This window comes from Streptomyces sp. NPDC058685 (assembly GCF_042714725.1).
Classification (GTDB): domain Bacteria; phylum Actinomycetota; class Actinomycetes; order Streptomycetales; family Streptomycetaceae; genus Streptomyces.
The window spans coordinates 236,563-258,809 of sequence record NZ_JBHXSL010000004.1 but is presented as its reverse complement, the minus strand read 5'-3'; the positions used below and the strand labels follow the sequence as shown (position 1 = coordinate 258,809).

Annotated in this window: 19 protein-coding genes; 9 read left to right on the top strand and 10 right to left on the bottom strand. The window is 69.8% G+C overall.

Going from position 1 to position 22,247, the window contains the following annotated elements; all coding sequences use genetic code 11:
- The first annotated feature begins 25 nt into the window (after positions 1 to 25).
- The 5 genes from acs (at position 26) to ACFWU3_RS05725 (ending at position 5,455) form a co-directional block, all read left to right on the top strand.
- Positions 26 to 1,981: an acetate--CoA ligase gene (gene acs, locus ACFWU3_RS05745; RefSeq protein WP_313945010.1), complete on the top strand. Its 1,956-nt coding sequence runs from the start codon at positions 26 to 28 to the stop codon at positions 1,979 to 1,981.
- 253 nt (positions 1,982 to 2,234) lie between these two features.
- Positions 2,235 to 3,626, top strand: a complete 1,392-nt coding sequence (gene nhaA / locus ACFWU3_RS05740) for a Na+/H+ antiporter NhaA (protein WP_384431623.1) — start codon at positions 2,235 to 2,237, stop codon at positions 3,624 to 3,626.
- A gap of 33 nt (positions 3,627 to 3,659) precedes the next feature.
- The gene (locus ACFWU3_RS05735; protein WP_313945012.1) at positions 3,660 to 4,091 is read left to right on the top strand and encodes a phage holin family protein; all 432 of its coding nucleotides are present in this window, start codon (positions 3,660 to 3,662) and stop codon (positions 4,089 to 4,091) included.
- A gap of 118 nt (positions 4,092 to 4,209) precedes the next feature.
- Positions 4,210 to 5,139: an alpha/beta fold hydrolase gene (locus ACFWU3_RS05730; protein ID WP_384431620.1), complete on the top strand. Its 930-nt coding sequence runs from the start codon at positions 4,210 to 4,212 to the stop codon at positions 5,137 to 5,139.
- Positions 5,140 to 5,266: 127 nt separating this feature from the next.
- Positions 5,267 to 5,455: a hypothetical protein gene (locus tag ACFWU3_RS05725; RefSeq protein WP_313945014.1), complete on the top strand. Its 189-nt coding sequence runs from the start codon at positions 5,267 to 5,269 to the stop codon at positions 5,453 to 5,455.
- A gap of 195 nt (positions 5,456 to 5,650) precedes the next feature.
- On the opposite strand, the gene ACFWU3_RS05720 is transcribed toward ACFWU3_RS05725, so the two are convergent.
- The 3 genes from ACFWU3_RS05720 to nth form a co-directional block, all read right to left on the bottom strand.
- On the bottom strand, positions 5,651 to 6,850 hold the full coding sequence (locus ACFWU3_RS05720) for a MarP family serine protease (RefSeq protein ID WP_384431616.1): 1,200 nt from the start codon (positions 6,848 to 6,850) through the stop codon (positions 5,651 to 5,653).
- A gap of 76 nt (positions 6,851 to 6,926) precedes the next feature.
- The gene (locus ACFWU3_RS05715; protein WP_384431613.1) at positions 6,927 to 7,664 is read right to left on the bottom strand and encodes an NUDIX hydrolase; all 738 of its coding nucleotides are present in this window, start codon (positions 7,662 to 7,664) and stop codon (positions 6,927 to 6,929) included.
- Between the two features lie 82 nt (positions 7,665 to 7,746).
- Positions 7,747 to 8,565: an endonuclease III gene (gene nth / locus ACFWU3_RS05710; RefSeq protein WP_384431610.1), complete on the bottom strand. Its 819-nt coding sequence runs from the start codon at positions 8,563 to 8,565 to the stop codon at positions 7,747 to 7,749.
- Between the two features lie 314 nt (positions 8,566 to 8,879).
- Here nth and ACFWU3_RS05705 point away from each other — a divergent pair, with 314 nt between their 5' ends.
- The gene (locus ACFWU3_RS05705; RefSeq protein ID WP_384431607.1) at positions 8,880 to 9,554 is read left to right on the top strand and encodes a Crp/Fnr family transcriptional regulator; all 675 of its coding nucleotides are present in this window, start codon (positions 8,880 to 8,882) and stop codon (positions 9,552 to 9,554) included.
- A 226-nt stretch (positions 9,555 to 9,780) separates the two neighbouring features.
- On the opposite strand, the gene ACFWU3_RS05700 is transcribed toward ACFWU3_RS05705, so the two are convergent.
- From ACFWU3_RS05700 to ACFWU3_RS05675, 6 genes are all read right to left on the bottom strand, one after another.
- Positions 9,781 to 10,665 (bottom strand): prohibitin family protein, encoded by an 885-nt coding sequence (locus ACFWU3_RS05700; RefSeq protein ID WP_384431604.1) that lies wholly within the window; start codon positions 10,663 to 10,665, stop codon positions 9,781 to 9,783.
- 160 nt (positions 10,666 to 10,825) lie between these two features.
- Positions 10,826 to 11,656 carry an MBL fold metallo-hydrolase gene (locus ACFWU3_RS05695; protein ID WP_384431601.1) on the bottom strand — a complete coding sequence of 277 codons (831 nt, stop codon included), beginning with the start codon at positions 11,654 to 11,656 and terminating at the stop codon, positions 10,826 to 10,828.
- Positions 11,653 to 12,516, bottom strand: a complete 864-nt coding sequence (locus tag ACFWU3_RS05690) for an NUDIX hydrolase (protein WP_384431598.1) — start codon at positions 12,514 to 12,516, stop codon at positions 11,653 to 11,655. The genes ACFWU3_RS05695 and ACFWU3_RS05690 overlap by 4 nt, the downstream gene beginning before the upstream one ends.
- A 168-nt stretch (positions 12,517 to 12,684) precedes the next feature.
- The gene (locus ACFWU3_RS05685; protein ID WP_384431595.1) at positions 12,685 to 15,438 is read right to left on the bottom strand and encodes a PQQ-dependent sugar dehydrogenase; all 2,754 of its coding nucleotides are present in this window, start codon (positions 15,436 to 15,438) and stop codon (positions 12,685 to 12,687) included.
- A gap of 328 nt (positions 15,439 to 15,766) precedes the next feature.
- Positions 15,767 to 16,237, bottom strand: a complete 471-nt coding sequence (locus ACFWU3_RS05680; protein ID WP_340474409.1) for a RidA family protein — start codon at positions 16,235 to 16,237, stop codon at positions 15,767 to 15,769.
- Positions 16,234 to 16,395 carry a DUF4177 domain-containing protein gene (locus ACFWU3_RS05675; protein WP_005314434.1) on the bottom strand — a complete coding sequence of 54 codons (162 nt, stop codon included), beginning with the start codon at positions 16,393 to 16,395 and terminating at the stop codon, positions 16,234 to 16,236. The genes ACFWU3_RS05680 and ACFWU3_RS05675 overlap by 4 nt, the downstream gene beginning before the upstream one ends.
- 95 nt (positions 16,396 to 16,490) lie before the next feature.
- Here ACFWU3_RS05675 and ACFWU3_RS05670 point away from each other — a divergent pair, with 95 nt between their 5' ends.
- Complete coding sequence (locus ACFWU3_RS05670) at positions 16,491 to 17,453, top strand: ArsA family ATPase (protein ID WP_384431592.1); 963 nt, start codon at positions 16,491 to 16,493, stop codon at positions 17,451 to 17,453.
- On the top strand, positions 17,450 to 18,817 hold the full coding sequence (locus ACFWU3_RS05665) for an ArsA family ATPase (RefSeq protein WP_384431589.1): 1,368 nt from the start codon (positions 17,450 to 17,452) through the stop codon (positions 18,815 to 18,817). Before ACFWU3_RS05670 ends, ACFWU3_RS05665 begins: the two co-directional genes overlap by 4 nt.
- Positions 18,818 to 18,948: 131 nt before the next feature.
- On the opposite strand, the gene ACFWU3_RS05660 is transcribed toward ACFWU3_RS05665, so the two are convergent.
- Positions 18,949 to 19,293: a WhiB family transcriptional regulator gene (locus ACFWU3_RS05660; RefSeq protein WP_327681873.1), complete on the bottom strand. Its 345-nt coding sequence runs from the start codon at positions 19,291 to 19,293 to the stop codon at positions 18,949 to 18,951.
- 612 nt (positions 19,294 to 19,905) lie between these two features.
- Between ACFWU3_RS05660 and ACFWU3_RS05655 the strand changes: the two genes are divergently transcribed.
- Complete coding sequence (locus ACFWU3_RS05655) at positions 19,906 to 22,164, top strand: transglycosylase domain-containing protein (RefSeq protein ID WP_384431586.1); 2,259 nt, start codon at positions 19,906 to 19,908, stop codon at positions 22,162 to 22,164.
- Positions 22,165 to 22,247: the final 83 nt, after the last annotated feature.

The window sequence follows — 22,247 nt, the reverse complement described above, 5'->3', positions numbered from 1 at the left end:
GGACGCCCTGGGAAAGGGAGATGTCGTGAGCAACGAAAGCCTGGCCAACCTGCTCAAGGAAGAGCGGCGGTTCGCGCCGCCGGCCGAGCTGGCCGCGCACGCCAACGTGACGGCGGAGGCGTACGAGCAGGCCGAGGCGGACAGGCTTGGCTTCTGGGCCGAGCAGGCACGGAGGCTGACTTGGGCCACCGAGCCGACCGAGACCCTCGACTGGAGCAACCCGCCCTTCGCGAAGTGGTTCGCGGACGGCAAGCTCAACGTCGCATACAACTGCGTGGACCGTCATGTCGAAGCCGGCAACGGCGACCGTGTCGCTCTCCACTTCGAGGGCGAGCCGGGTGACAGCCGTTCCGTCACCTACGCGGAGCTCAAGGACGAGGTCTCGCGCGCCGCCAACGCGCTCACCGAGCTGGGCGTGCAGAAGGGCGACCGCGTCGCCGTCTACCTTCCGATGATCCCCGAGGCCGTCGTGGCCATGCTGGCCTGTGCCCGCATCGGCGCCGCGCACTCGGTGGTCTTCGGTGGTTTCTCCGCCGACGCCGTCGCCTCCCGCATCCAGGACGCGGACGCGAAGCTGGTCATCACCTCCGACGGCGGCTACCGCCGGGGCAAGCCGAGCGCGCTCAAGCCCGCCATCGACGACGCCGTCGCCCGGTGCCCGCAGGTCGAGCATGTGCTGGTGGTGCGGCGTACCGGCCAGGACACCGACTTCACCGAGGGCCGGGACGTGTGGTGGCACGACATCGTCGGCCGTCAGTCCGCCGAGCACACCCCGGAGGCGTTCGACGCGGAGCACCCGCTCTTCATCCTCTACACCTCCGGCACGACCGGTAAGCCGAAGGGCATCCTGCACACCTCCGGCGGCTACCTCACCCAGGCCGCGTACACCCACAACGCCGTCTTCGACCTCAAGCCGGAGTCGGACGTCTACTGGTGCACCGCGGACATCGGCTGGGTGACCGGCCACTCGTACATCGTGTACGGGCCGCTGGCCAACGGCGCCACCCAGGTGATGTACGAGGGCACGCCCGACACCCCGCACCAGGGCCGGTTCTGGGAGATCGTGCAGAAGTACGGCGTCACGATCCTCTACACCGCGCCGACCGCGATCCGGACGTTCATGAAGTGGGGCGAGGACATCCCCGCGAAGTTCGACCTGTCGAGCCTGCGTGTCCTCGGATCGGTCGGCGAACCGATCAACCCGGAGGCGTGGATCTGGTACCGGGAGAACATCGGCGCCGGCAAGACCCCCATCGTCGACACCTGGTGGCAGACCGAGACCGGCGCGATGATGATCTCGCCGCTGCCCGGCGTCACCGAGACCAAGCCCGGATCGGCGCAGCGCGCTCTGCCCGGCATCTCCGCCACCGTCGTCGACGACGAGGCCAACGAGGTGCCGAACGGCGGTGGCGGCTATCTCGTCCTCACCGAGCCGTGGCCGTCGATGCTGCGCACCATCTGGGGCGACGACCAGCGGTTCATCGACACGTACTGGTCGCGTTTCGAGGGCAAGTACTTCGCCGGTGACGGAGCCAAGAAGGACGACGACGGCGACATCTGGCTGCTCGGCCGGGTGGACGACGTGATGCTGGTGTCCGGCCACAACATCTCGACCACCGAGGTGGAGTCGGCTCTGGTCTCGCACCCGAAGGTCGCCGAGGCGGCGGTCGTGGGCGCGAAGGACGAGACGACCGGACAGGCGATCGCGGCGTTCGTGATCCTTCGCGGTACGGCGAGCGTGGACGAGGGCCTGGTCAACGAGCTGCGCAACCACGTCGCGTCGGTGCTCGGCCCGATCGCCAAGCCGAAGCGGATCCTGCCGGTGGCGGAGCTGCCGAAGACCCGTTCGGGCAAGATCATGCGCCGCCTGCTGCGTGATGTCGCCGAAAACCGTCAGCTCGGCGATGTCACGACGCTGACCGACTCGTCGGTCATGGATCTGATCCAGACGCAGCTGCCGAGCGCACCCTCCGAGGACTGATCCACGCTCGACCCACCGCATGACACCACCGCGCCACGCTCCAATGCGGCGCGGACCGCACCACGACGGGCACCCGGCGACAACGCGCCGGGTGCCCGTTCTGCGCTTAAGGTGCACTTCACCGGATAGAGCCCCGGGGCCATACGGGTAAGGTGAAGGACGCGTCAACGACGCGACAAGAAAGACCCAGGTGCGCCGGGAAGTCTGGTCGGCAAGTGATGAGTCCTGCCCGCCCGACCGGAGGTCCCCCCACGTGTCCGCGCCCCGCTCCCGCAAGTTCCTCGGTCTGCTCCCCCTGCCCGAGCGCACCTATGTGGCGGACGCACTGCGAGCCGAGACCGTCGGCGGCGTGCTGCTCCTGGCCGCCGCCGTCGCCGCCCTGATCTGGGCCAACACACCTCTCGGCGACAGCTACGAAGCCGTACGGGACTTCCATCTGGGCCCCGCCTCGCTCGGCCTCGACCTCTCCGTCCAGCACTGGGCCGCCGACGGACTTCTCGCGATCTTCTTCTTCGTCGCCGGCATCGAGCTCAAGCGGGAACTCGTGGCCGGGGAACTGCGCGATCCCCGCGCCGCCGCCCTCCCCGTCATCGCCGCGCTGTGCGGAATGGCCGCTCCCGCCGCCGTGTATCTGATCGTCACCACGTCCACCGGCGGATCCACCGACGGCTGGGCGGTCCCCACCGCCACCGACATCGCCTTCGCGCTCGCCGTCCTCGCGGTCATCGGCACCGCACTGCCCTCCGCGCTGCGCGCCTTCCTGCTGACGCTCGCCGTCGTCGACGACCTGTTCGCCATCCTCATCATCGCGATCTTCTTCACCAGCGATCTCGACTTCGCCGCGCTCGGCGGCGCGGTGCTGGGACTGGCCGTCTTCTGGCTGCTGCTGAGGACGGGCGTACGGGGCTGGTACGTGTACGTACCGCTGGCCCTGGTCATCTGGGGGCTGATGTACAACAGCGGAGTCCACGCCACCATCGCCGGTGTGGCCATGGGCCTGATGCTCCGCTGCACCCGGCGCGAAGGGGAGGAGCAGTCCCCCGGCGAGCACATCGAGCACCTCGTGCGCCCGCTGTCGGCAGGACTCGCCGTGCCGCTGTTCGCGTTGTTCGCTGCGGGCGTGTCCGTCTCCGGCGGCTCACTCACCGAGGTCTTCACCCGGCCCGAGACCCTCGGTGTCGTGCTCGGACTGGTGGTCGGCAAGGCGCTCGGCATCTTCGGCGGCACCTGGCTCGCCGCCCGCTTCACCCGGGCCGAACTCAACGACGACCTCGCCTGGCCGGACGTCTTCGCGGTGTCCGCCCTCGCCGGAATCGGCTTCACCGTCTCGCTGCTGATCGGTGAACTCGCCTTCGCCGACGACCCGGTGCTCGCCGACGAGGTGAAGGCCGCGGTCCTGGTCGGCTCCGTGATCGCCGCCATCCTGGCAGGAGTACTGCTCAAACTGCGGGTACGCACATACCGCGCCCTGTACGACGAGGAGGAGCGTGACGAGGATCAGGACGGCATCCCCGACATCTACGAACAGGACAATCCGGCCTACCACTTGCGCATGGCCGAGATCTACGAGAAGAAGGCCGCCGAACACCGTCGTCGCGCCGAAGCGGCGGGGGTGTCGCGCGGCGACGGCGACAGTCCGGCATGATCTGTGTCGGACCACAGGAGAGAGGGAGCAGCGATGAGCGACCCCGGCAGCAGTGCCGAGCGCAGTCTCGGCCAGCTGGTCGCCTCGGCGACCGCCGAGATGTCCGCGCTGGTGCACGACGAGATCGCCCTGGCCAAGGCGGAACTGAGGCAGGACGTCAAGCGAGGTGCGGTCGGCGGCGCGGCCATCAGCGTGGCGGGCGTCTTCGCGCTCTTCTCGCTGCCGGTCTTCAGCTTCGCGGCCGCCTACGGGATCCACAACTGGGGGCTCGGCCTTGCCTGGTGCTTCCTGATCGTGGGCGGAGCGTTCCTGCTGCTCGCGGGAATCCTGGCGCTCCTGGCCGTCACCAAGTTCAAGAAGGTCAAGCCGCCGGAGAGGTCGATCGCCTCGGCCAAGCAGACGGCGGCCGTACTCCAGAGCGTCAAGCCGCATCCGCGCGTGTCGCAGGACCAGATCTCCGCCTGATCCGGGCCGCCGCGGGACCGCTCAGAACGGGTCTCGCGGCGGAGCGGGCCGTCGCGGGCGCCGCTCCCGGGGAGGGCATGGCGAACGTGCCGTACGCGGGTATGGGACGCTCGTCTGCATGACGGCCCCTGACACCGGTACGGGCAGCCCCGTACGCATCGACGGTCCCTGGACCCATCGCGACGTGGCAGCCAATGGTGCGCGCTTCCACATCGCCGAGGTCGGCGACGGGCCGCTGGTGATGTTCCTCCACGGCTTTCCGCAGTTCTGGTGGACGTGGCGGCACCAGATGACGGCCCTCGCGGACGCGGGGTACCGGGCGGTGGCCATGGATCTTCGGGGCGTGGGAGGCAGCGACCGCACGCCGCGGGGCTACGACCCCGCGAACCTCGCGCTCGACATCACCGGGGTGGTGCGCTCCCTCGGTGAGCCGGACGCGGCACTGGTCGGACACGATCTCGGCGGGTACCTCGCGTGGACCGCCGCGGTGATGCGGCCGAAGCTGGTGCGCAGGCTCGTCGTCTCCTCGATGCCCCATCCCCGCCGGTGGCGTTCGGCGATGCTGTCCGACTTCTCGCAGAGCCGGGCCGGGTCCTACGTCTGGGGCTTCCAGCGGCCGTGGCTGCCGGAGCGTCAGCTCGTCGCGGACGACGCGGCTCTGGTGGGCAAGCTGATCCAGGAGTGGTCCGGCCCGCAGCCTCCCGACGCGGACACGCTCGACGTGTACCGCCGGGCGATGAGCATTCCGTCGACGGCGCACTGCGCGGTCGAGCCGTACCGGTGGATGGTGCGGTCGCTCGCACGGCCCGACGGGATCCAGTTCAACCGCCGGATGAAGCGGCCGGTCCGGGTTCCTACCCTGCACCTGCACGGCTCCCTGGACCCGGTGATGCGCACACGCAGTGCGGCGGGCTCGGGTCAGTACGTCGAAGCCCCGTACCGCTGGCGGCTGTTCGACGGCCTCGGCCACTTTCCTCACGAGGAGGACCCCGTGGCCTTCTCCTCCGAACTCATCAACTGGCTGAAGGACCCCGAGCCCGACCGGTAGTCCGCCCGCGCTCGGCCTCGCACTCGTCGGAACGCTTGTCTGACGAACAGCCAAATGCCTGGCGCATAGGCCAATTGGCCGCTCCTGACACGGTTACCGACCATGGGGCACGGGCAGACGTCCCGGTATGGGCTGGACGCACGACTACGGTGACGCAGCACGCAACCGTCGCTCGGCCAATGGGCCGAACATTCATGACAGGGGTGGCCTGCAAGCTCAGGGCCATGATCACGCGGTACAAGGGATCGGGATTCCCCGCATCCTCCGGCGCCGCGCACGCTGGATGTCCGCCCGGCTGCGGCATACCCGCGGCTGACGCCGGCTCCACCGACACCGCTCCACCAACACCGCTCCGCCGGCATTGCTCTGCCGACACTGCTCTGCCGACACTGCTCTGTCGACATGGCTCTGTCGGCACGTTCGCGGCTACAGGCGCCTGCGCCCCGCCGCCGCAGCGCCACAGCGCCCCGCCGCCCCGGATGCGGGCAGCTCGCAGCCACACCGCTCGCCGCTACAGCGCGCAGTTCTGGCTGTCGACCTGCTGGTTGGCGGCCAGACCGGCCCTGATGTCCGGGGCGATCTCGTCCACGGTCAGGGCGTATCCGGTGTTCGGGTCGTCCAGCGACCTGGCGAAGATGACACCGGACACCTTGCCCTCGGGCGTGAGCAGCGGTCCGCCCGAGTTGCCCTGGCGGACGGTGGTGAACAGCGAGTACACATCGCGGTGCACCGTGCCGCGCCGGTAGATGTCGGGGCCGTTGGCGTTGATCCGGCCGCGGACGCGGGCCGAGCGGACGTCGTACGCACCGTTCTCGGGGAAGCCTGCGACGATCGCGCTGTCGCCGCTGCGCGCGTCGGCGTCGGCGAACTGCAGTGGCTTGGCCTTCAGATCGGGCACGTCCAGGACCGCGATGTCGCGCTCCCAGTCGTAGAGCACGACGCGCGCGTCGTAGAGCCGGCCCTCGCCGCCTATCTGCACGGTCGGCTCGTCCACGCCGCCGACGACGTGCGCGTTGGTCATGACCCGCCGCTGCCCGAAGACGAAGCCCGTGCCTTCGAGCACCTTGCCGCAGCTCTGCGCCGTCCCGACGACCTTGACGATGGACTGCTGGGAGCGCGCGGCGACCGGGCTGCCCGCGAGGGCCGGGTCCGGCGGACGGACCTCGGTGATGGGCTCGTTGGCGAACGGGCTGAAGACCTGCGGGAAGCCGTTCTGCGCGAGGACGGAGGAGAAGTCCGTGAACCAGGTGGATGCCTGGGTCGGCATCACTCGGGACACGCCGAGCAGCACCTTGGAGCTCCGGACTTCCTTGCCGAGCGTGGGCAGGGAGGTCCCGGCGAGCGCGGAGCCGATCAGCCAGGCGACCAGCAGCATCGCGACCACGTTGACCAGCGCGCCGCCGGTGGCGTCCAGGGCCCGGGCGGGCGACCAGGTGATGTACCGGCGCAGCTTGTTGCCGAGGTGGGTGGTGAAGGCCTGACCGACCGAGGCGCAGACGATCACGATGATGATCGCGACGATCGCGGCGGTGGTGGACACCTCGGAGTCGTTCGTCAGCTCCCCCCAGATCACGGGCAGCAGATACACCGCCACGAGTCCGCCGCCGAGGAAGCCGATCACGGACAGGATGCCGACGACGAAGCCCTGGCGATACCCGACGATTGCGAACCATACGGCGGCGACCAGCAACAAGATGTCGAGCACGTTCACCGTCATTAGCCTCGCAAGCCTCGCAATTTCGTCGCCGGGTGGTCCGCCCCGGCACTGATGTCCCAGGGTCAGCCTGTCATGAGCGCCAGTCCAGAGGGACCTGCTTGCCGCGGTCCCACGGTCGTTCCCAGCCGGCGAAGTGCAGGATGCGGTCGATCACGCCGGCCGTGAAACCCCAGACCAGGGCCCCTTCGACCAGAAATGCCGGACCTCGGTGCCCGCTGGGGTGCATCGTCGTCACGCGGTTCGCCGGGTCCGTGAGATCCGCCACGGGCACGGTGAAGACCCGGGCCGTCTCCGCGGGATCGACCGCGCCGACGGGACTCGGGGTGCGCCACCAGCCCAGTACGGGTGTGACGACGAAACTGCTCACCGGGATGTAGAGCCTCGGCAGCACGCCGAAGATCTGGACACCTGACGGATCGAGACCGGTCTCCTCCTCGGCCTCGCGCAGGGCCGCCCACAGCGGGCCGGTGGTCGCCGGATCACCGTCCGCCGCGTCCAGGGCACCGCCCGGGAAGGAGGGCTGTCCCGCATGCGAGCGCAGGCTGCCCGCCCGCTCCATCAGCAGCAGCTCGGGGCCCGCCGGGCCCTCGCCGAAGAGGATGAGGACGGCGGACTGCCGCCCGCTCCCGCTCTCGGGCGGCAGAAAGCTGCTGAGCTGCTCGGGCCGGACCGTTTCGGCGGCGCGCACGACGGGGTCCAGCCACTCCGGCAGGCCGTCGCTGGTGACGGTCACATCGCCGCCGGACACACCGCTCTCGTACACGTCCTGGCCCCGGGTCCTGTCGTACGTATCTTCTCCTGCGCGCATCCGTCGCACCCCCTCGGTCACAACGCCCCGGGACGCTCGGATCGTTCCGCCGGTTGCCCGGCGCAGCGGACGGGCGGTGGCGTCACCCGCTCGCCCCCAGCGGCGGGGCCGGCCTACCCGGATAGTCGGGCGGCGGACTCAGCCGCTGGCCGGGCTGACCGCCCATCTCGTACTTCAGAAGCTTCTTCGCCTTCTCCGGGTCGGTCTCGCCCTCCCCGTACGACGGGCACAGATGGGCGATCGGGCAGGCGCCGCAGGCCGGCTTGCGGGAGTGGCAGATACGGCGGCCGTGGAAGATCACCCGGTGCGAGAGCATCGTCCACTCGGACTTCGGGAAGATCTCGGCGATCTCCGCCTCGACCTTCTCGGGGTCCTCCTGCTCGGTCCACTTCCAGCGCCGCACGAGCCGGCCGAAGTGGGTGTCGACGGTGATGCCGGGGACACCGAACGCATTGCCGAGGACCACGAACGCGGTCTTGCGGCCGACGCCGGGAAGGCTGACGAGATCCTTGAGGTTGCCGGGGACCTCTCCGCCGAAGTTGTCCCGGAGCGCGACGGACAGGCCCATCAGAGCCTTGGTCTTGGCCCGGAAGAAGCCGGTGGGGCGGAGGATCTCCTCCAGCGCCTCCGGCTCGGCGGCCGCGATGTCCTCGGGGGTCGGGTACTTCGCGAAGAGCGCGGGCGTCGTCTGGTTCACCCTCAGGTCCGTCGTCTGCGCGGAGAGGACGGTGGCGACCAGCAGTTCGAAAGGATTGCGGAAGTCCAGCTCCGGATGGGCGTACGGATAGACGTCGGCGAGCTCCCGGTTGATCCGGCGCGCGCGGCGGACCATCGCCAGCCGTGATTCCGGTTTGGGTGGCTTTACGGCTTTCCGGGTGCCGCTCGGCGACTGTTCGCCCACAGCGGAATTTTGCTTTCCGGACACTCTTCAAGCCCCCTTGGCCTGCGCTCTCACCGGCGAATTGGACACCCGGCCAGCCTACGGGCCACCACTGACATCCGCCCCGCTCCCCGGTAATCAGACCCAATCGGGCCCCTGCCGCACGAACAGACGCTCCAGTGCGTCAAACTTGTTGTGACTGATCGCACGAATATTTACTTGCCAGGGGCCGGTCGCGACGACGCCGTCGTACGCGGGTGTCCCCCGGGTAGGCGGAGTGCGGTCCGGCATCATGGGGGCCACGGTCCCTGAGCAGGTCGACAAGGAGAGAACTCGTGGACGACGTTCTGCGGCGCGCCCCGCTCTTCGCGGCGCTCGATGACGAGCAGGCCGCGGAGCTCCGCGCCTCGATGAGTGAGGTGACGCTCGCACGGAGCGACGCCCTTTTCCACGAGGGCGACCCCGGCGACCGCCTCTACGTGGTCACCGAGGGGAAGGTCAAGCTCCACCGCACATCCCCCGACGGCCGCGAGAACATGCTCGCCGTCCTCGGCCCGGGCGAGCTCATCGGCGAACTGTCGCTGTTCGACCCGGGACCGCGCACCGCGACCGCCAGCGCGCTGACCGAGGTGAAGCTTCTCGGCCTCGGCCACGGCGATCTCCAGCCCTGGCTGAACGCCCGGCCCGAGGTGGCCACCGCGCTGCTGCGCGCCGTGGCCCGCCGGCTGCGCAAGACCAACGACCAGATGTCCGACCTCGTCTTCTCCGACGTGCCGGGCCGCGTGGCCCGCGCGCTCCTCGATCTGTCGCGCCGCTTCGGTGTGCAGTCGGAGGAGGGCATCCACGTCGTCCACGACCTGACCCAGGAAGAGCTGGCCCAGCTGGTCGGCGCCTCCCGCGAGACGGTGAACAAGGCCCTGGCCGACTTCGCGCAGCGCGGCTGGCTGCGGCTCGAGGCCCGCGCGGTGATCCTGCTGGACGTGGAGCGGCTCGCCAAGCGCTCTCGCTGACGCCGGCGGATACGCGGTACAGCCACACAGCAGCCGAAGGGCCGCCTCCGCACGTGCGGGGGCGGCCCTTCGCGTATGTCGATCCCGCGCACGCGGCGGTTCACCGGCTCCGCGTACGCAGGGCGGCGGCCGTTCGCGTACGTCGCCCCCCCGGCGAACAGGGGCTCCGCGTCCGCCGCCCGCCCAGGAGGACGCGGGGCGGACCCGTACATCCGCCCCGCCGTCGTCAGTTCTTCGTGCCGTCCACGATCAGCGGGTTGCCCGTCCCTCCGCCGCACGGCACGGCGTAGACCGGGTGCTTGGCCGCCGCGTCCTTGAACGCGTCGATGCACTGGTTCATCAGGACCTTGTCGCTGAGCGAGTTGTTGAGAATCTTGTTCGCCCGGGCGATGCCCTCGGCCTCGATCCTGCGCCGCTCTGCCTCCGCCTTCGCCGTACGGGCCGCCTCGGTCGCGCGCTCGGTGGCCTGCTGCTGCTGGATCTTGCGGTCGATCTGGTCCTGAAGCCGGTCGGACGGCTTCACATTGCGCAGATTGACCGTGGTGACGTCGATGCCCCGCGGGGCAAGCCGCTCCTTGATCAGGTCACCGATCTCGGTGTTGATCTGCTCGCGGGCCGAGGTGTAGCCCTCCTCGCTGGTGTGCCGGGCGAAGACATTGCGGATGATCTCCCGGCTGTCCGGGAAGACCAGCCGCTGCTGGATGGCGTCCTCGCTGCCGGCCAGCCGGTACAGCTCTACGGCCTTGGCCGGGGTGACCGCCCACTTCACGGTCAGCTCCACGTACATCACACCGCCCTGCGAGGACCGCACCTCGACGACGTCCTTGTCGGAGAGGTTGAGGTCGACGGGACGGGTCGAGAAGGTGGTGACGTTGGTGAAAGGCGAGGTGATGTTCAGTCCCGGTGTCATCGGCGCACCGACCTTGCCGAAGGTGACCGGGACACCCACCTCGTAGGCGCTGACGATGTGCACACAGCTCGCTGTGCCGGCGAACAGGCCGGCCAGCAGCGCACCCAGCGCGCCGAGCCTGAGCCCGGTGCGGCCCTGGCTGCGGCCGACGAAGAACAGGACGGCCGCAGCGATGACGAGCAGCACGAAGAGCACGAACACGTCGGTTCCCCCCAGGAACGAATGTCAGAAGTAAGCGGAGCGTAAGACACAGGTCAACGCCTCCGACGCCAGGGGGCACGTCGGCGGTTTCCGTTCAGGGGTTTCCGTACAAGGGTTTCGGTTCAGGGGTTTCCGTTCAGGGCGCGAGTGCCCCGGACCGTCAGATCAGGCCGTGTTCGCGCAGGTACTCCAGCTGCGCGCGTACCGACAGCTCGGCGGCCGGCCACAGGGACCGGTCGACGTCCGCGTACACCTGCGCCACCACCTCGGCGGGGGTGCGGTGGCCGTTCTCGACCGCCGTCTCCACCTGGGCGAGCCGGTTGGCGCGGTGGGCGAGATAGAACTCGACCACCCCCTGGGCGTCCTCCAGCACCGGGCCGTGGCCCGGCAGGACGGTGTGCACCCCGTCGTCGACCGTCAGGGACCGCAGCCGGCGCAGCGAGTCGAGATAGTCGCCGAGCCGTCCGTCGGGGTGGGCCACCACCGTGGTGCCCCGCCCGAGGACCGTGTCCCCGGTCAGGACGGCCTGGTCCGCCGGCAGATGGAAGCAGAGCGAGTCCGCTGTGTGCCCGGGGGCGGCGACGACCAGCATCTCCAGACCGCCGACGCGGATGACGTTCCCCGGTGTCAGGCCCTCGTCGCCGAGCCGCAGCGCCGGGTCGAGCGCACGGACCTTCGTGCCCGTGAGCTCGGCGAAGCGCCCGGCACCCTCGGCGTGGTCGGGGTGGCCGTGGGTGAGGAGGGTCAGCGCGATGCGCTTGCCGGCCTTCTCCGCGGTGTCGACGACCTGCCTCAGGTGGGTGTCGTCGAGCGGTCCGGGGTCGATGACGACCGCGAGCTCGGAGTCCGGCTCGGAGACGATCCAGGTGTTGGTGCCGTCGAGTGTCATCGCGGAGGCGTTGGGCGCGAGGACGTTGACGGCCCGTGCGGTGGCGGGCCCGGAGAGCACACCGCCGCGGGGCTGCCCGGGCAGCGCGGCGGCGTCGGTCATCGCGGGCCCCCGGGAGCGATGCGCTTGGTGAACTCGCCGTGGCCGGGCCAGCTCAGCACCAGCTCGCCGTCCACCAGCTCGGCCATCGCGAGGACGGGTGTCATGTCCTGCCGCCGCGCCGCCGCGAGGGCGTCGGCGGCGCTGCCGCACGGCTCCAGCGCGCGCAGGGTCGACACGGTCGGCGGCATCATCAGCAACTCGCCACGGTCGTAGCCCGCGGCGGCCTCGGCGGGCCGGATCCACACCGTGCGGTCCGCCTCCGTCGACGCGTTCCGGGTCCGCTGGCCCTCGGGCAGGGCGGCCACGAAGAACCAGGTGTCGTAGCGGCGCGGCTCGAACTCCGGGGTGATCCAGCGCGCCCACGCGGCCAGCAGATCGGAGCGCAGCACCAGGCCGCGCCGGTCGAGGAAGTCCGCGAAGGACAGCTCACGGTCGACAAGCGCCTGCCGGTCGGCCTCCCAGTCGTCGCCGGTGGTGTCGCTGACGACGGTGTCCGGGGTGGGGCCCGCGAGCAGCACGCCCGCCTCCTCGTACGTCTCCCTGACCGCCGCGCACACGACGGCCTGCGCGGACGCCTCGTCGAGACCGAGCCGTGCGGCCCAGTCCCCCAGCGAGGGGCCCGTCCAGCGGACCGGCCGGGAGTCGCGTGCGTCGACGCCGCCACCCGGATAGGCGTACGCGCCGCCGGCGAAGGCCATGGAGGCGCGTCGGCGCAGCATGTGCACGGCAGGGCCGTCCGCCCCGTCCCGCAGCAGCATGACGGTCGCGGCCCGCTTCGGCGGCACGACGGTGAGCTCACCGCTCGCGAGCGCGCGAATGCGGTCCGGCCACTCCGGCGGGTACCACTGACCATTGGACATGGGCGGATGCTATGCGTTCGCGCGCGGATGTTCGAGGGCGGCCGGTGATCACCGGCCGCCCCTCGCCCCCCGTCCGCCCGGTGTCCGGGGCGTCCAGGGTCTGCCGTTCGGATCGGGCCGGGGCACGCGAGCCCGGCAGGATCCGAACGAGAGGCCCTGGGACACGACCTAGGTGCGGGCGTTCGAGTTGCCGCGCAGCTTCACGTTCGCCGTGCTCTCGTGCTTGATCGCCCAGTGCAGCTTGTTGCCGCTGTTCGCGACGTCCGCGAACACGAGCGCGCAGCTTCCGGCCGCGGTCGCGCCCGCGCCGCAGGCCGACGGTGGCGACGGATCCTGGCCCGCCGTCCCGTCACCGGCGCAGGTGAACCAGGCCGGAAGGGAGGCGTTGTCGTTGAACGCGCTGCTGGTCGGCTTGAACTCACCGGGCTGCGGCCCGCCCGAGTACACGATGTCGATCAGCAGGATCCGGTCGTTGTTGCTGGTGCCGTCCTTGTCGGTCGACGTGGTGAGCCAGATGTCGCCGTCGTGGTCGACCTCGACCGTGCGCAGCCGGTTGTAGGTGCTCTGGAAGTACGTCTTCTGCTCGACCAGGTTGGACGAGGCGTCGATCCGCAGGCGGTAGACGCGCTGCCCGACGGTCGTGGCGACGAAGACGTGGTCGTTGATGATCGTCAGCCCGCTGGGAGAAGCCTGGTTGGTCGGCCAGGTCTTCTTGGGGGCGATGAAGCCGGAGCAACTGCCGCTGGTGCCTTCACAATTGGGCCAGCCGTAGTTGCCGCCCCGCTGGATGAGGTTGACCTCGTCCATGTTGCTGTTGCCGAACTCGGCCTGCCACAGACGGCCCTTCGAGTCGAAGTCGAGGCCCTGCGGGTTGCGGTGGCCCATCGACCAGACGGCGTTGCCGAAGGGGTTGTCCGAGGGGATGCTGCCGTCCTGGTTGATGCGCAGGATCTTGCCGTTGAGCGAGTTCTTGTCCTGCGCACGGCTACTGCTCTGGGCGTCGCCCATGGAGGCGTAGAGCTTGCCGTCGGGACCGAAGCGCAGCCGGCCGCCGTTGTGGAAACGGCTCTCCTCCATGCCGTCGAGCAGCACGGTGTAACCGCTGAGCGCGTTGTTCTCGAGCTTCATGCGCGCGATGCGGTTGCCGTCGGTCGAGGTGTGCAGGAAGTACACGAAATGGTCGGTCGCGAAGGTCGGGCTGACCTCGACGCCCATCAGGCCGCCCTCGCCACCCGTGGTCTGCGAGTTGGGGACCTTGCCGAGCAGGGTCTTCTGGCCGGACTTGGTGAGCCGGTGGACGTTGAAGGTGTTGCGCTCGGTGAAGATGCCCGCGCCGTCCGGCAGGAACGCCACGCCCCAGGCCACGTCCACACCCGAGGCGAGGGTGGAGACGGCGCCCGGGTCGGGGGTGCCGCCGGGCTGGGTGCCGGCGGTGGTGACGGTGATCTCGGGACCGAACGCGGACTTGTTGCCCTTGAGGTCGAAGGCCCTGACCTTGAACCGGTACGCGGTGTCGGCGGCCAGACCGGCGACGGTGGTCGCGGTGGAGTCGGCGGTGCCGGCGAGCGCTCCGTCGCGGTGGATCTCGTACCCGGTGACCTTCACATTGTCCGTGGAGGCGTTCCAGGCGAGGTCGACGCTGGTCGCGGTGCGGCCGCTGGAGCGCAGACCGCCGGGGACGCTGGGCGCCTCGCTGTCCGGCGGTGCGGGCAGTGTGGCGATCGTGACGGCGTTGCTGGTGACCGAGACGTTCGCGGCGGCGTCCCGGGCGAAGACGGTCCAGTCGTACGTGGTCTGCGGGTCGAGGCCGTCCACAGTGGCGGCCAGGGTGTTCCCGTCCACCTGCTTCATCAGCTGGCCGTGTTGGTAGATGTCGTAGCCCACGACACCGACGTTGTCGGTGGAGGCGTTCCAGGCGAGCGAGACGGAGGATGCCGTGGGCTCCCTGTCCTTGCGCAGAGCGCCGGGGGCACTGGGCTTCTCGGTGTCGGCGGGGCCGCTCGCGGTGACGGTGAGCTTGTCCAGGTTGGGCCCGTCCCCGGCCGCGGTGCTGGCGCGGACGGTGTTGCTGCCGGCCTTGAGGTTCGCGGTGGCGGTCGCCGTCGCCCAGGTGGTCCAGGCACCGGTGCCGGGGAAGGCGAGACGGTCGGCGACCGAGGTGCCGTTCACCGTGATGTCGAGGGGCCGGTCGGCCGCGGTGCCGTTGGCGTAACGGAAGTCGAGCCGGGCGGCGGACGCCTGCGCGGAGGCGACGGTGAACTCGACGTACGCACCCGTCACGGCCTGGTAGTTGACGAAGCCGGTGCCGGAATGGCCGGCGTGGTTGGACTCGACGGCGCCTTGGGAGATCGTCCCGGCCTCCGCCTCGTGGTCCGTGCCGGCGGAGCCGTCGGCCGGTGTGACGTCGATGTAGTCGAGGTTCGGACCGCCCTCGGGCGCGGTGGCCGTGGCCCGGACGGTGTTGGCGCCCGCCTTCAGGGTCACCGTGGTGGTCACGGCGGACCAGGTGGTCCAGGCGCCGGTGGGCTGGAACGCGAGGCCGGTGGGGGCTGCGCCGTTGACGGAGATCTCCAGCGGGCGGTTGCCGGTGGTGCCGTTGGCGAAGCCGAGGGCCAGGGTGGCGCTCCCGGCGGCGGGGGCGTTCACCGTGAACTCCACGAAGCCGCCGGCGACGTTGGTGTAGTTGACGAAGCCGGTGCCGGAATGGCCGGCGTGGTTGGACTCGGCCAGGCCCTGCGCGATGGTCGCGGATTCGGCCTCGTACCGGACGGGGTCGGCCTCGACGGCCCCTGACCGCGCCGCGGAGCCTGTCACGGGCTGGGCGGTGCTCGGGGTCGGCAGGGCCACGGTTAACGCTGCTGTGGCCGCGGCCACGAGGACGCCGATCGCCCTGCGCGAGCGGCGGCGGGGGGTTGGTGCCACGGATCCCTCCCACGTTCAGACCGTTAGGAAACATTCCTAACGGTGGACAGATCACACCTGTCGACGCGTTCACGTCAAGAGCAGTGCAAGCGTTTACCACGCATGAGTCAGGCCCCGGCCCGCCGACGAATCGGCAGGCGCGGGGCCGTATACGCGCTGACCGGCGGTTCAGTCCCGGAGGGGGCCGCCGTTACGCGTGAAGCGTGCGGGACGAAGAGGCGTACGGAAACGGGAGGCGGGCCGGACGTGAAGCCGGAGCATGAAGCGCCTGGGACCTCACCCGCGGGGCACAGTCACCCCGCCGGTTCCGGACCTCAGCTCCGTGGCCTCAGCTCTGGAGCAGCTCCACCTGGAGCTCGACCTCGACCGGAGCATCCAGCGGCAGCACCGCGACGCCCACCGCGCTGCGCGCGTGCACGCCCTTGTCACCGAACACCTCGCCCAGCAGCTCGCTCGCGCCGTTCAGCACGGCGGGCTGGCCGGTGAAGTCCGCGGCGGAGGCCACGAAGCCGACCACCTTCACCACACGGGCGACCCGGTCCAGATCGCCGACGACGGACTTGACGGCCGCCAGGGCGTTCAGGGCACAGGTGCGCGCGAGCTGCTTGGCCTCCTCGGGGGTGACCTCACCGCCCACCTTGCCGGTGACCGGGAGCTTGCCCTCGACCATCGGCAGCTGGCCGGCGGTGTAGACGTACGCACCCGTGATCACGGCCGGCTGGTAGGCGGCCAGCGGCGGCACGACGTCCGGGAGCGTCAGGCCGAGCTCCGCCAGGCGCGCCTCGACGACGCCCGTCATGAGCTCTTCTCCCGCTTCAGGTACGCCACGAGCTGCTCGGGGTTGTTCGGTCCGGGAACGACCTGGACGAGCTCCCACCCGTCCTCGCCCCAGGTGTCCAGAATCTGCTTGGTCGCGTGCACGAGAAGGGGCACGGTCGCGTATTCCCACTTGGTCATGGGCCGACTGTAGCCGCACCGGCCCCCCGCCCCGTGACGCAGCCCGCACACGGCCTCGTGCGTAGCCCGGGGCCTTACTGGTTAGGCTCGAATACGTGAGCAGGCTCCAGGTCGTCAGCGGCAAGGGCGGTACCGGTAAGACGACGGTCGCCGCCGCCCTCGCGCTCGCCCTCGCGACGGAGGGAAAGCGGACCCTCCTCGTCGAGGTGGAGGGCAGGCAGGGCATCGCGCAACTCTTCGAGACGGAGGCGCTTCCGTACGAGGAACGGAAGATCGCCGTCGCATCCGGCGGCGGGGAGGTGTACGCCCTGGCCATCGACGCCGAGCGCGCCCTCCTCGACTACCTCCAGATGTTCTACAAACTCGGCAGCGCCGGCCGCGCCCTCAAGAAGCTCGGCGCGATCGACTTCGCGACCACCATCGCCCCCGGAGTACGGGACGTCCTGCTGACCGGCAAGGCCTGCGAGGCCGTGCGCCGCAGGACGAAGCAGGGTGACTACACCTATGACTACGTGGTGATGGACGCCCCGCCCACCGGACGCATCACCCGCTTCCTCAATGTGAACGACGAGGTGGCCGGTCTGGCGAAGTTCGGCCCGATACACAATCAGGCCCAGGCCGTCATGCGGGTGCTGAAGTCCCCCGAGACAGCGGTCCACCTGGTGACCCTGCTCGAGGAGATGCCGGTCCAGGAGACGGCGGACGGCGTCGCCGAGCTGCGCGCCGCCGAGCTCCCCGTCGGCAGGGTGATCGTGAACATGGTGCGCCCGCACCTCCTCGACGAGGAAGCGGTACGCCACGCGGCGGACGACCGGCGCGCGGAGATCGCCAGGACCCTCGCGGCTGCCGGTGTGAGCGGCGGCACGAAGCTCGTCACCCCGCTGCTGGATCAGGCGGCCGACCATGCGCAGCGCGTCGAGCTGGAGCGCGAGCAGCGATCCCTGCTGAGCGGCCTGGGGCTGCCCTCGTACGAACTCCCGCTGCTCAGCGAGGGGGTCGACCTCGCCGGGCTCTACCGACTGTCGAAGGAACTGCGGAAGCAAGGGACCGGCTCATGACCCTGGACGCGTCGGCGCCTCTCGAAGTCGACCCGCTCATCGACGATCCGGCCACCCGCATCATCGTGTGCTGCGGCTCGGGCGGCGTCGGCAAGACGACCACCGCAGCGGCCCTCGGCGTACGCGCGGCGGAGCGCGGCCGGCGGGTCGTCGTCCTCACCATCGACCCGGCGCGCAGGCTGGCCCAGTCCATGGGCATCGACTCCCTGGACAACGTGCCACGCCGGGTGAAGGGCATCGACGACAGCGCCGGCGGTGAACTGCACGCCATGATGCTCGACATGAAGCGGACCTTCGACGAGATCGTCGAGGCGCACGCGGACTCCGAGCGCGCCCGGGCGATCCTGGAGAACCCCTTCTACCAGTCCCTGTCGGCCGGTTTCGCCGGTACGCAGGAGTACATGGCGATGGAGAAGCTGGGCCAGCTGCGCGCTCGCGAGGACTGGGACCTCATCGTCGTCGACACCCCGCCCTCCCGCTCCGCGCTCGACTTCCTCGACGCGCCGAAGCGGCTCGGATCGTTCCTGGACGGCAAGTTCATCAAGCTGCTGATGGCCCCGGCGAAGATGGGCGGCCGCGCGGGGATGAAGTTCCTCAATGTCGGCATGTCGATGATGACCGGGACGCTGGGCAAGCTGCTGGGGGGTCAGCTGCTGCGGGACGTCCAGACGTTCGTGGCCGCGATGGACACGATGTTCGGCGGTTTCCGCACCCGGGCCGACGCCACCTACCGGCTCCTCCAAGCGCCCGGGACCGCCTTCCTCGTGGTGGCGGCACCCGAGCGGGACGCCTTGCGGGAGGCCGCGTACTTCGTGGAGCGGCTGGCCGCGGAGGAGATGCCGCTGGCCGGTCTGGTCCTCAACCGCGTCCACGAGAGCGGAGCCGCCCGGCTGTCGGCCGAGCGGGCGCTTGCCGCCGCAGAAAATCTTGAGGAGGGTCGCATTGTGGATCAGACGTCCGGGAAGACTGGTGTTCGTGACGCCACGGGCGCCTCTCCCGAATCCCCGTCCGTGGACCACTCTCCCGAGAATCGCGACCCCGCGGAGCACGCCGAACCGACGGAACGCGCCGGCGCCACGGCCGGCGCCGACCCCGCGGAACAGTCCGGATCCGCGGACCGCACCGGCACCACCGGCTCGACCGAGCACACCACCGAACAGCTGACGGCGGGACTGCTGCGCCTGCATGCCGAACGGATGCAGGTCCTCGCGCGTGAACAGCGAACGCGCGACCGCTTCACAGCACTCCACCCCGAGGTGGCGGTGACCCAGGTCGCCGCCCTGCCCGGCGATGTCCACGACCTCGCAGGGCTGCGGGCCATCGGCGACCGGCTCGCGACCGGGGGTGCGGCCGGAGCTCGGTGAGCGGCGGCGGGCGTCCCGCCGCCGCGGTGGCTGTCCCACCTCGGCTGTCTCCGCGGCGGGTGTCTCCCACCTCGGCACATCCAGCAGCGGCTGTCCCGCCGCGTCCGTCCTGTGCGGCTGTCCTGCCGCGTCTATCCCGCCGCCGCGTACGTCTCGTACGTCTCGTCGTCGTCGAGGCCCACGGGCAGGATGCCCGCGCTGCGCTCGTACTCGGTGCGAGCGGTCTCGAGCAGTCTGCGCCAGGACGTGACCGTTGGTCGTCGGCGCAGCAGTGCACGCCGCTCCCGTTCGGTCATTCCGCCCCACACACCGAACTCCACGCGGTTGTCGAGCGCATCGGCCAGGCACTCGGTCCGCACCGGACATCCGGTGCACACCGCCTTGGCCCTGTTCTGCGCTGCCCCTTGTACGAACAGTTCATCCGGATCGGTAGTGCGGCAGGCTGCCTGCGCACTCCAGTCGGTTACCCAGCCCATGCCGGCGCCGTCCTCTCCCGAATCGAGGCTCCCCCACGGCGGCAGCGGCATATTCACCGCTGCCAGTTGAGGACGTTACGGAAGGTGGGCACAGCGCAACACCCCCTTCGGGCCCAATCTTGAATGGCCCGAACGGACTATGCGTACGCGGCAGATCACCCAGGGGAGTGACCTGGGGGCATACGTGATCATCCTGGGCAAACCGGGGTATTCCAGGGGAGTCACAACGGGCGCCGAATGACGCATGAGGTGGAATCGGACACGGACTACCAGATTCCGGAACTGCGGGATTCCGAGGCGGACTTGATGCGAGACCACACTGCTGTGACAGTTGAGAGCAGCTTAGGCCAAGGCCTGTCCGCGTGTCCGGCGAATGACAACGTAGGCAGCGCCGGCCGCTGCGCCCTCACGTTCCCCGGGGTCCCTGCGCTCACCGCGCGGTCGTGGATCCGGGCCGTGACGAGCCGGCAGCGGTCGAGCCGGACGATCATGCCGTCGTCGAGGCCGCCCTCGTCGCGGTCCCCTCAGGTGGATGTCACGGTCTGGTACGCGTACTCCCCCGTAAGCCCCCGCTCCTACGGAACACCCGTACCAACGGATTAGGCTGCCCTCATGCCAAAGAAGCGCTCGGGCGGAGGTCTGACCGGGACCCAGCAAGCCGCCAAGTTCCTCGGTGTCAGTGTGCTCGCGGGAGCCGTGCTGGCGGGTATCGCCCTGCCCGCCGCCGGAGCGCTGGGACTTGCGGCCAAGGGGACGGTCAAGGGATTCGACGAGATCCCCGCCAACCTGAAGACCCCCCCGCTGAGCCAGCGCACCACGATCCTGGACGCGAAGGGCGGCCAGATCGCCACGGTGTACTCGCGCGACCGCACGGTCGTGTCGCTCAAGGACATCTCGCCATACATGCAGAAGGCGATCGTCGCCATCGAGGACTCGCGCTTCTACGAGCACGGCGCGATCGACCTCAAGGGTGTCCTGCGCGCGCTCAACCGCAACGCCCAGTCCGGCGGGGTCGCCCAGGGCGCTTCGACGCTGACCCAGCAGTACGTGAAGAACGTCTTCGTGGAGGAGGCCGGTGACGACCCCGACAAGGTCGCCCAGGCCACCCAGCAGACGATCGGCCGCAAGATCCAGGAACTGAAGTACGCGATCCAGGTCGAGGAAGAGCTCGGCAAGAAGAAGATCCTGGAGAACTACCTCAACATCACCTTCTTCGGTCAGCAGGCATACGGCATCGAGGCCGCCTCGCAGCGCTACTTCTCCAAGCAGGCCAAGGACCTGAAGCTGGAGGAGGCGGCGATGCTCGCGGGCATCGTGCAGTCCCCCAGCCGTTACGACCCGGTCAACGACACGGAAGAGGCGACGAAGCGCCGCAACACCGTGCTCCAGCGCATGGCCGAGGTGCACGACATCTCGCAGACCGAGGCGGACCGGGCGAAGGCCGTCCCCGTCAAGCTCAAGGTCAGCAAGCCGAAGAACGGCTGCATCACCGCGGTCAGCGGCGCCGGCTTCTTCTGTGACTACGTGCGCGAGGTCTTCCTGTCCGACCCGGTCTTCGGCAAGACCAAGGAGGCCCGGGCCAAGGTCTGGAACCAGGGCGGCCTCACGATCCGGACGACCCTGGACCCGCGCGCCCAGGAGTCGACGCAGGAGTCGATCAAGGACCACGTCTACCAGACGGACGACGTCGCCACCGCCGTGACGATGGTCCAGCCGGGGACGGGCAAGATCCTCGCGATGGGCCAGTCGCGGCCGTACGGCTTCGGCAAGCACGAGACGCAGATCAACTACTCGGTCAACCAGAAGATGGGCGGCTCGAACTTCGGCTTCCCGGTCGGTTCGACCTTCAAGCCGTTCGTGGCGGCCGCGGCCATAGAGCAGGGCAAGCCGCCGACGCAGTCGTACCCGGCGCCGTACAAGATGCCGTACCCCGACTCGATCCCCACGTGCACCGACAAGCCGTGGCGCAACCAGGGCTTCAACCTGGAGAACGAGAACGAGTCCGAGGTCGGCCCGTACGCCCTCAAGGACGCGATGGCGAAGTCGGTCAACACCTACTTCGTGCAGATGATCGGGGACATCGGGCTCTGCCCCGTCGTGGAGATGACCGACAAGCTCGGTGTCGTCCAGGGCAACGGAGCGAAGCTGCCGGTGTCGCCGTCGCCGCTCACCCTGGGCTCGACGGGTATCTCCCCGCTGGTGATGGCGAGCGCGTACGCGACCTTCGCCAACCGCGGCACGTACTGCACGCCGACCGCGATCGAGTCGATCCGCACGGCCGACAACAAGAGCCTGGAGGTGCCCAAGAGCACCTGCGAGAAGGCGATGACCGAGCGGACGGCCGACACGATCAACGAGCTGCTGCGCGGTGTGATCGACTCCGGTACGGGCCAGGAGGCCGGTCTGCAGAGCCGCGACAACGCGGGCAAGACCGGTACGACGGACGAGCGGCGGAACGCCTGGTTCGTCGGCTACACGCCGAACCTCTCCGGAGCCGTCTGGGTCGGCAGCCCCAGCCAGCAGGTGAAGATGGAGAACATCCGCATCGGCGGCACCACGTACGGCAAGGTCTTCGGCGGTCAGGTCCCCGGACCGATCTGGCGGGACGCGATGACCGGTGCGCTGGACGGGCAGGAAGCACCGCCGTTCAACAGGGTGCCGATCCCGGACGCGCCGAAGGCGCCGGAGAAGCCCGGCAAGCCGGGGGACGGCAAGCCAGGCGACCACCGCGGCCAGGGCAACGGCGGCGGCAACGGGAACGGTGGACACAATCCCTTCCCCGGTATCTCGATCCCGCCGGACCTGATCGGTGGCGGCAACAACCGCGGCCAGGGGAACGGCGGGAACGGCGGCGGAGGCAACTTCCCGTAGAGGTCGCCCGCATCACTGCTGAATGGGAGAGGGGCCCGGCGCGCCCCGCGCGCCCCTCGACGTAGTAGCGAGCCGCGTTCGAG

What these genes read in the sequence shown, in the direction of transcription:
- ACFWU3_RS05715 (WP_384431613.1), bottom strand. Translation starts at nt 7,664, where the DNA reads ATGCGCGCAGGAGAAGATACGTACGACAGGACCCGGGGCCAGGACGTG.
- ACFWU3_RS05665 (WP_384431589.1), top strand. Translation starts at nt 17,450, where the DNA reads ATGACCCTGGACGCGTCGGCGCCTCTCGAAGTCGACCCGCTCATCGAC.
- ACFWU3_RS05725 (WP_313945014.1), top strand. Translation starts at nt 5,267, where the DNA reads ATGGGCTGGACGCACGACTACGGTGACGCAGCACGCAACCGTCGCTCG.
- ACFWU3_RS05730 (WP_384431620.1), top strand. Translation starts at nt 4,210, where the DNA reads ATGACGGCCCCTGACACCGGTACGGGCAGCCCCGTACGCATCGACGGT.
- ACFWU3_RS05695 (WP_384431601.1), bottom strand. Translation starts at nt 11,656, where the DNA reads ATGACCGACGCCGCCGCGCTGCCCGGGCAGCCCCGCGGCGGTGTGCTC.
- ACFWU3_RS05655 (WP_384431586.1), top strand. Translation starts at nt 19,906, where the DNA reads ATGCCAAAGAAGCGCTCGGGCGGAGGTCTGACCGGGACCCAGCAAGCC.
- ACFWU3_RS05735 (WP_313945012.1), top strand. Translation starts at nt 3,660, where the DNA reads ATGAGCGACCCCGGCAGCAGTGCCGAGCGCAGTCTCGGCCAGCTGGTC.
- ACFWU3_RS05660 (WP_327681873.1), bottom strand. Translation starts at nt 19,293, where the DNA reads ATGGGCTGGGTAACCGACTGGAGTGCGCAGGCAGCCTGCCGCACTACC.
- ACFWU3_RS05680 (WP_340474409.1), bottom strand. Translation starts at nt 16,237, where the DNA reads ATGACGGGCGTCGTCGAGGCGCGCCTGGCGGAGCTCGGCCTGACGCTC.
- ACFWU3_RS05675 (WP_005314434.1), bottom strand. Translation starts at nt 16,395, where the DNA reads ATGACCAAGTGGGAATACGCGACCGTGCCCCTTCTCGTGCACGCGACC.
- ACFWU3_RS05690 (WP_384431598.1), bottom strand. Translation starts at nt 12,516, where the DNA reads ATGTCCAATGGTCAGTGGTACCCGCCGGAGTGGCCGGACCGCATTCGC.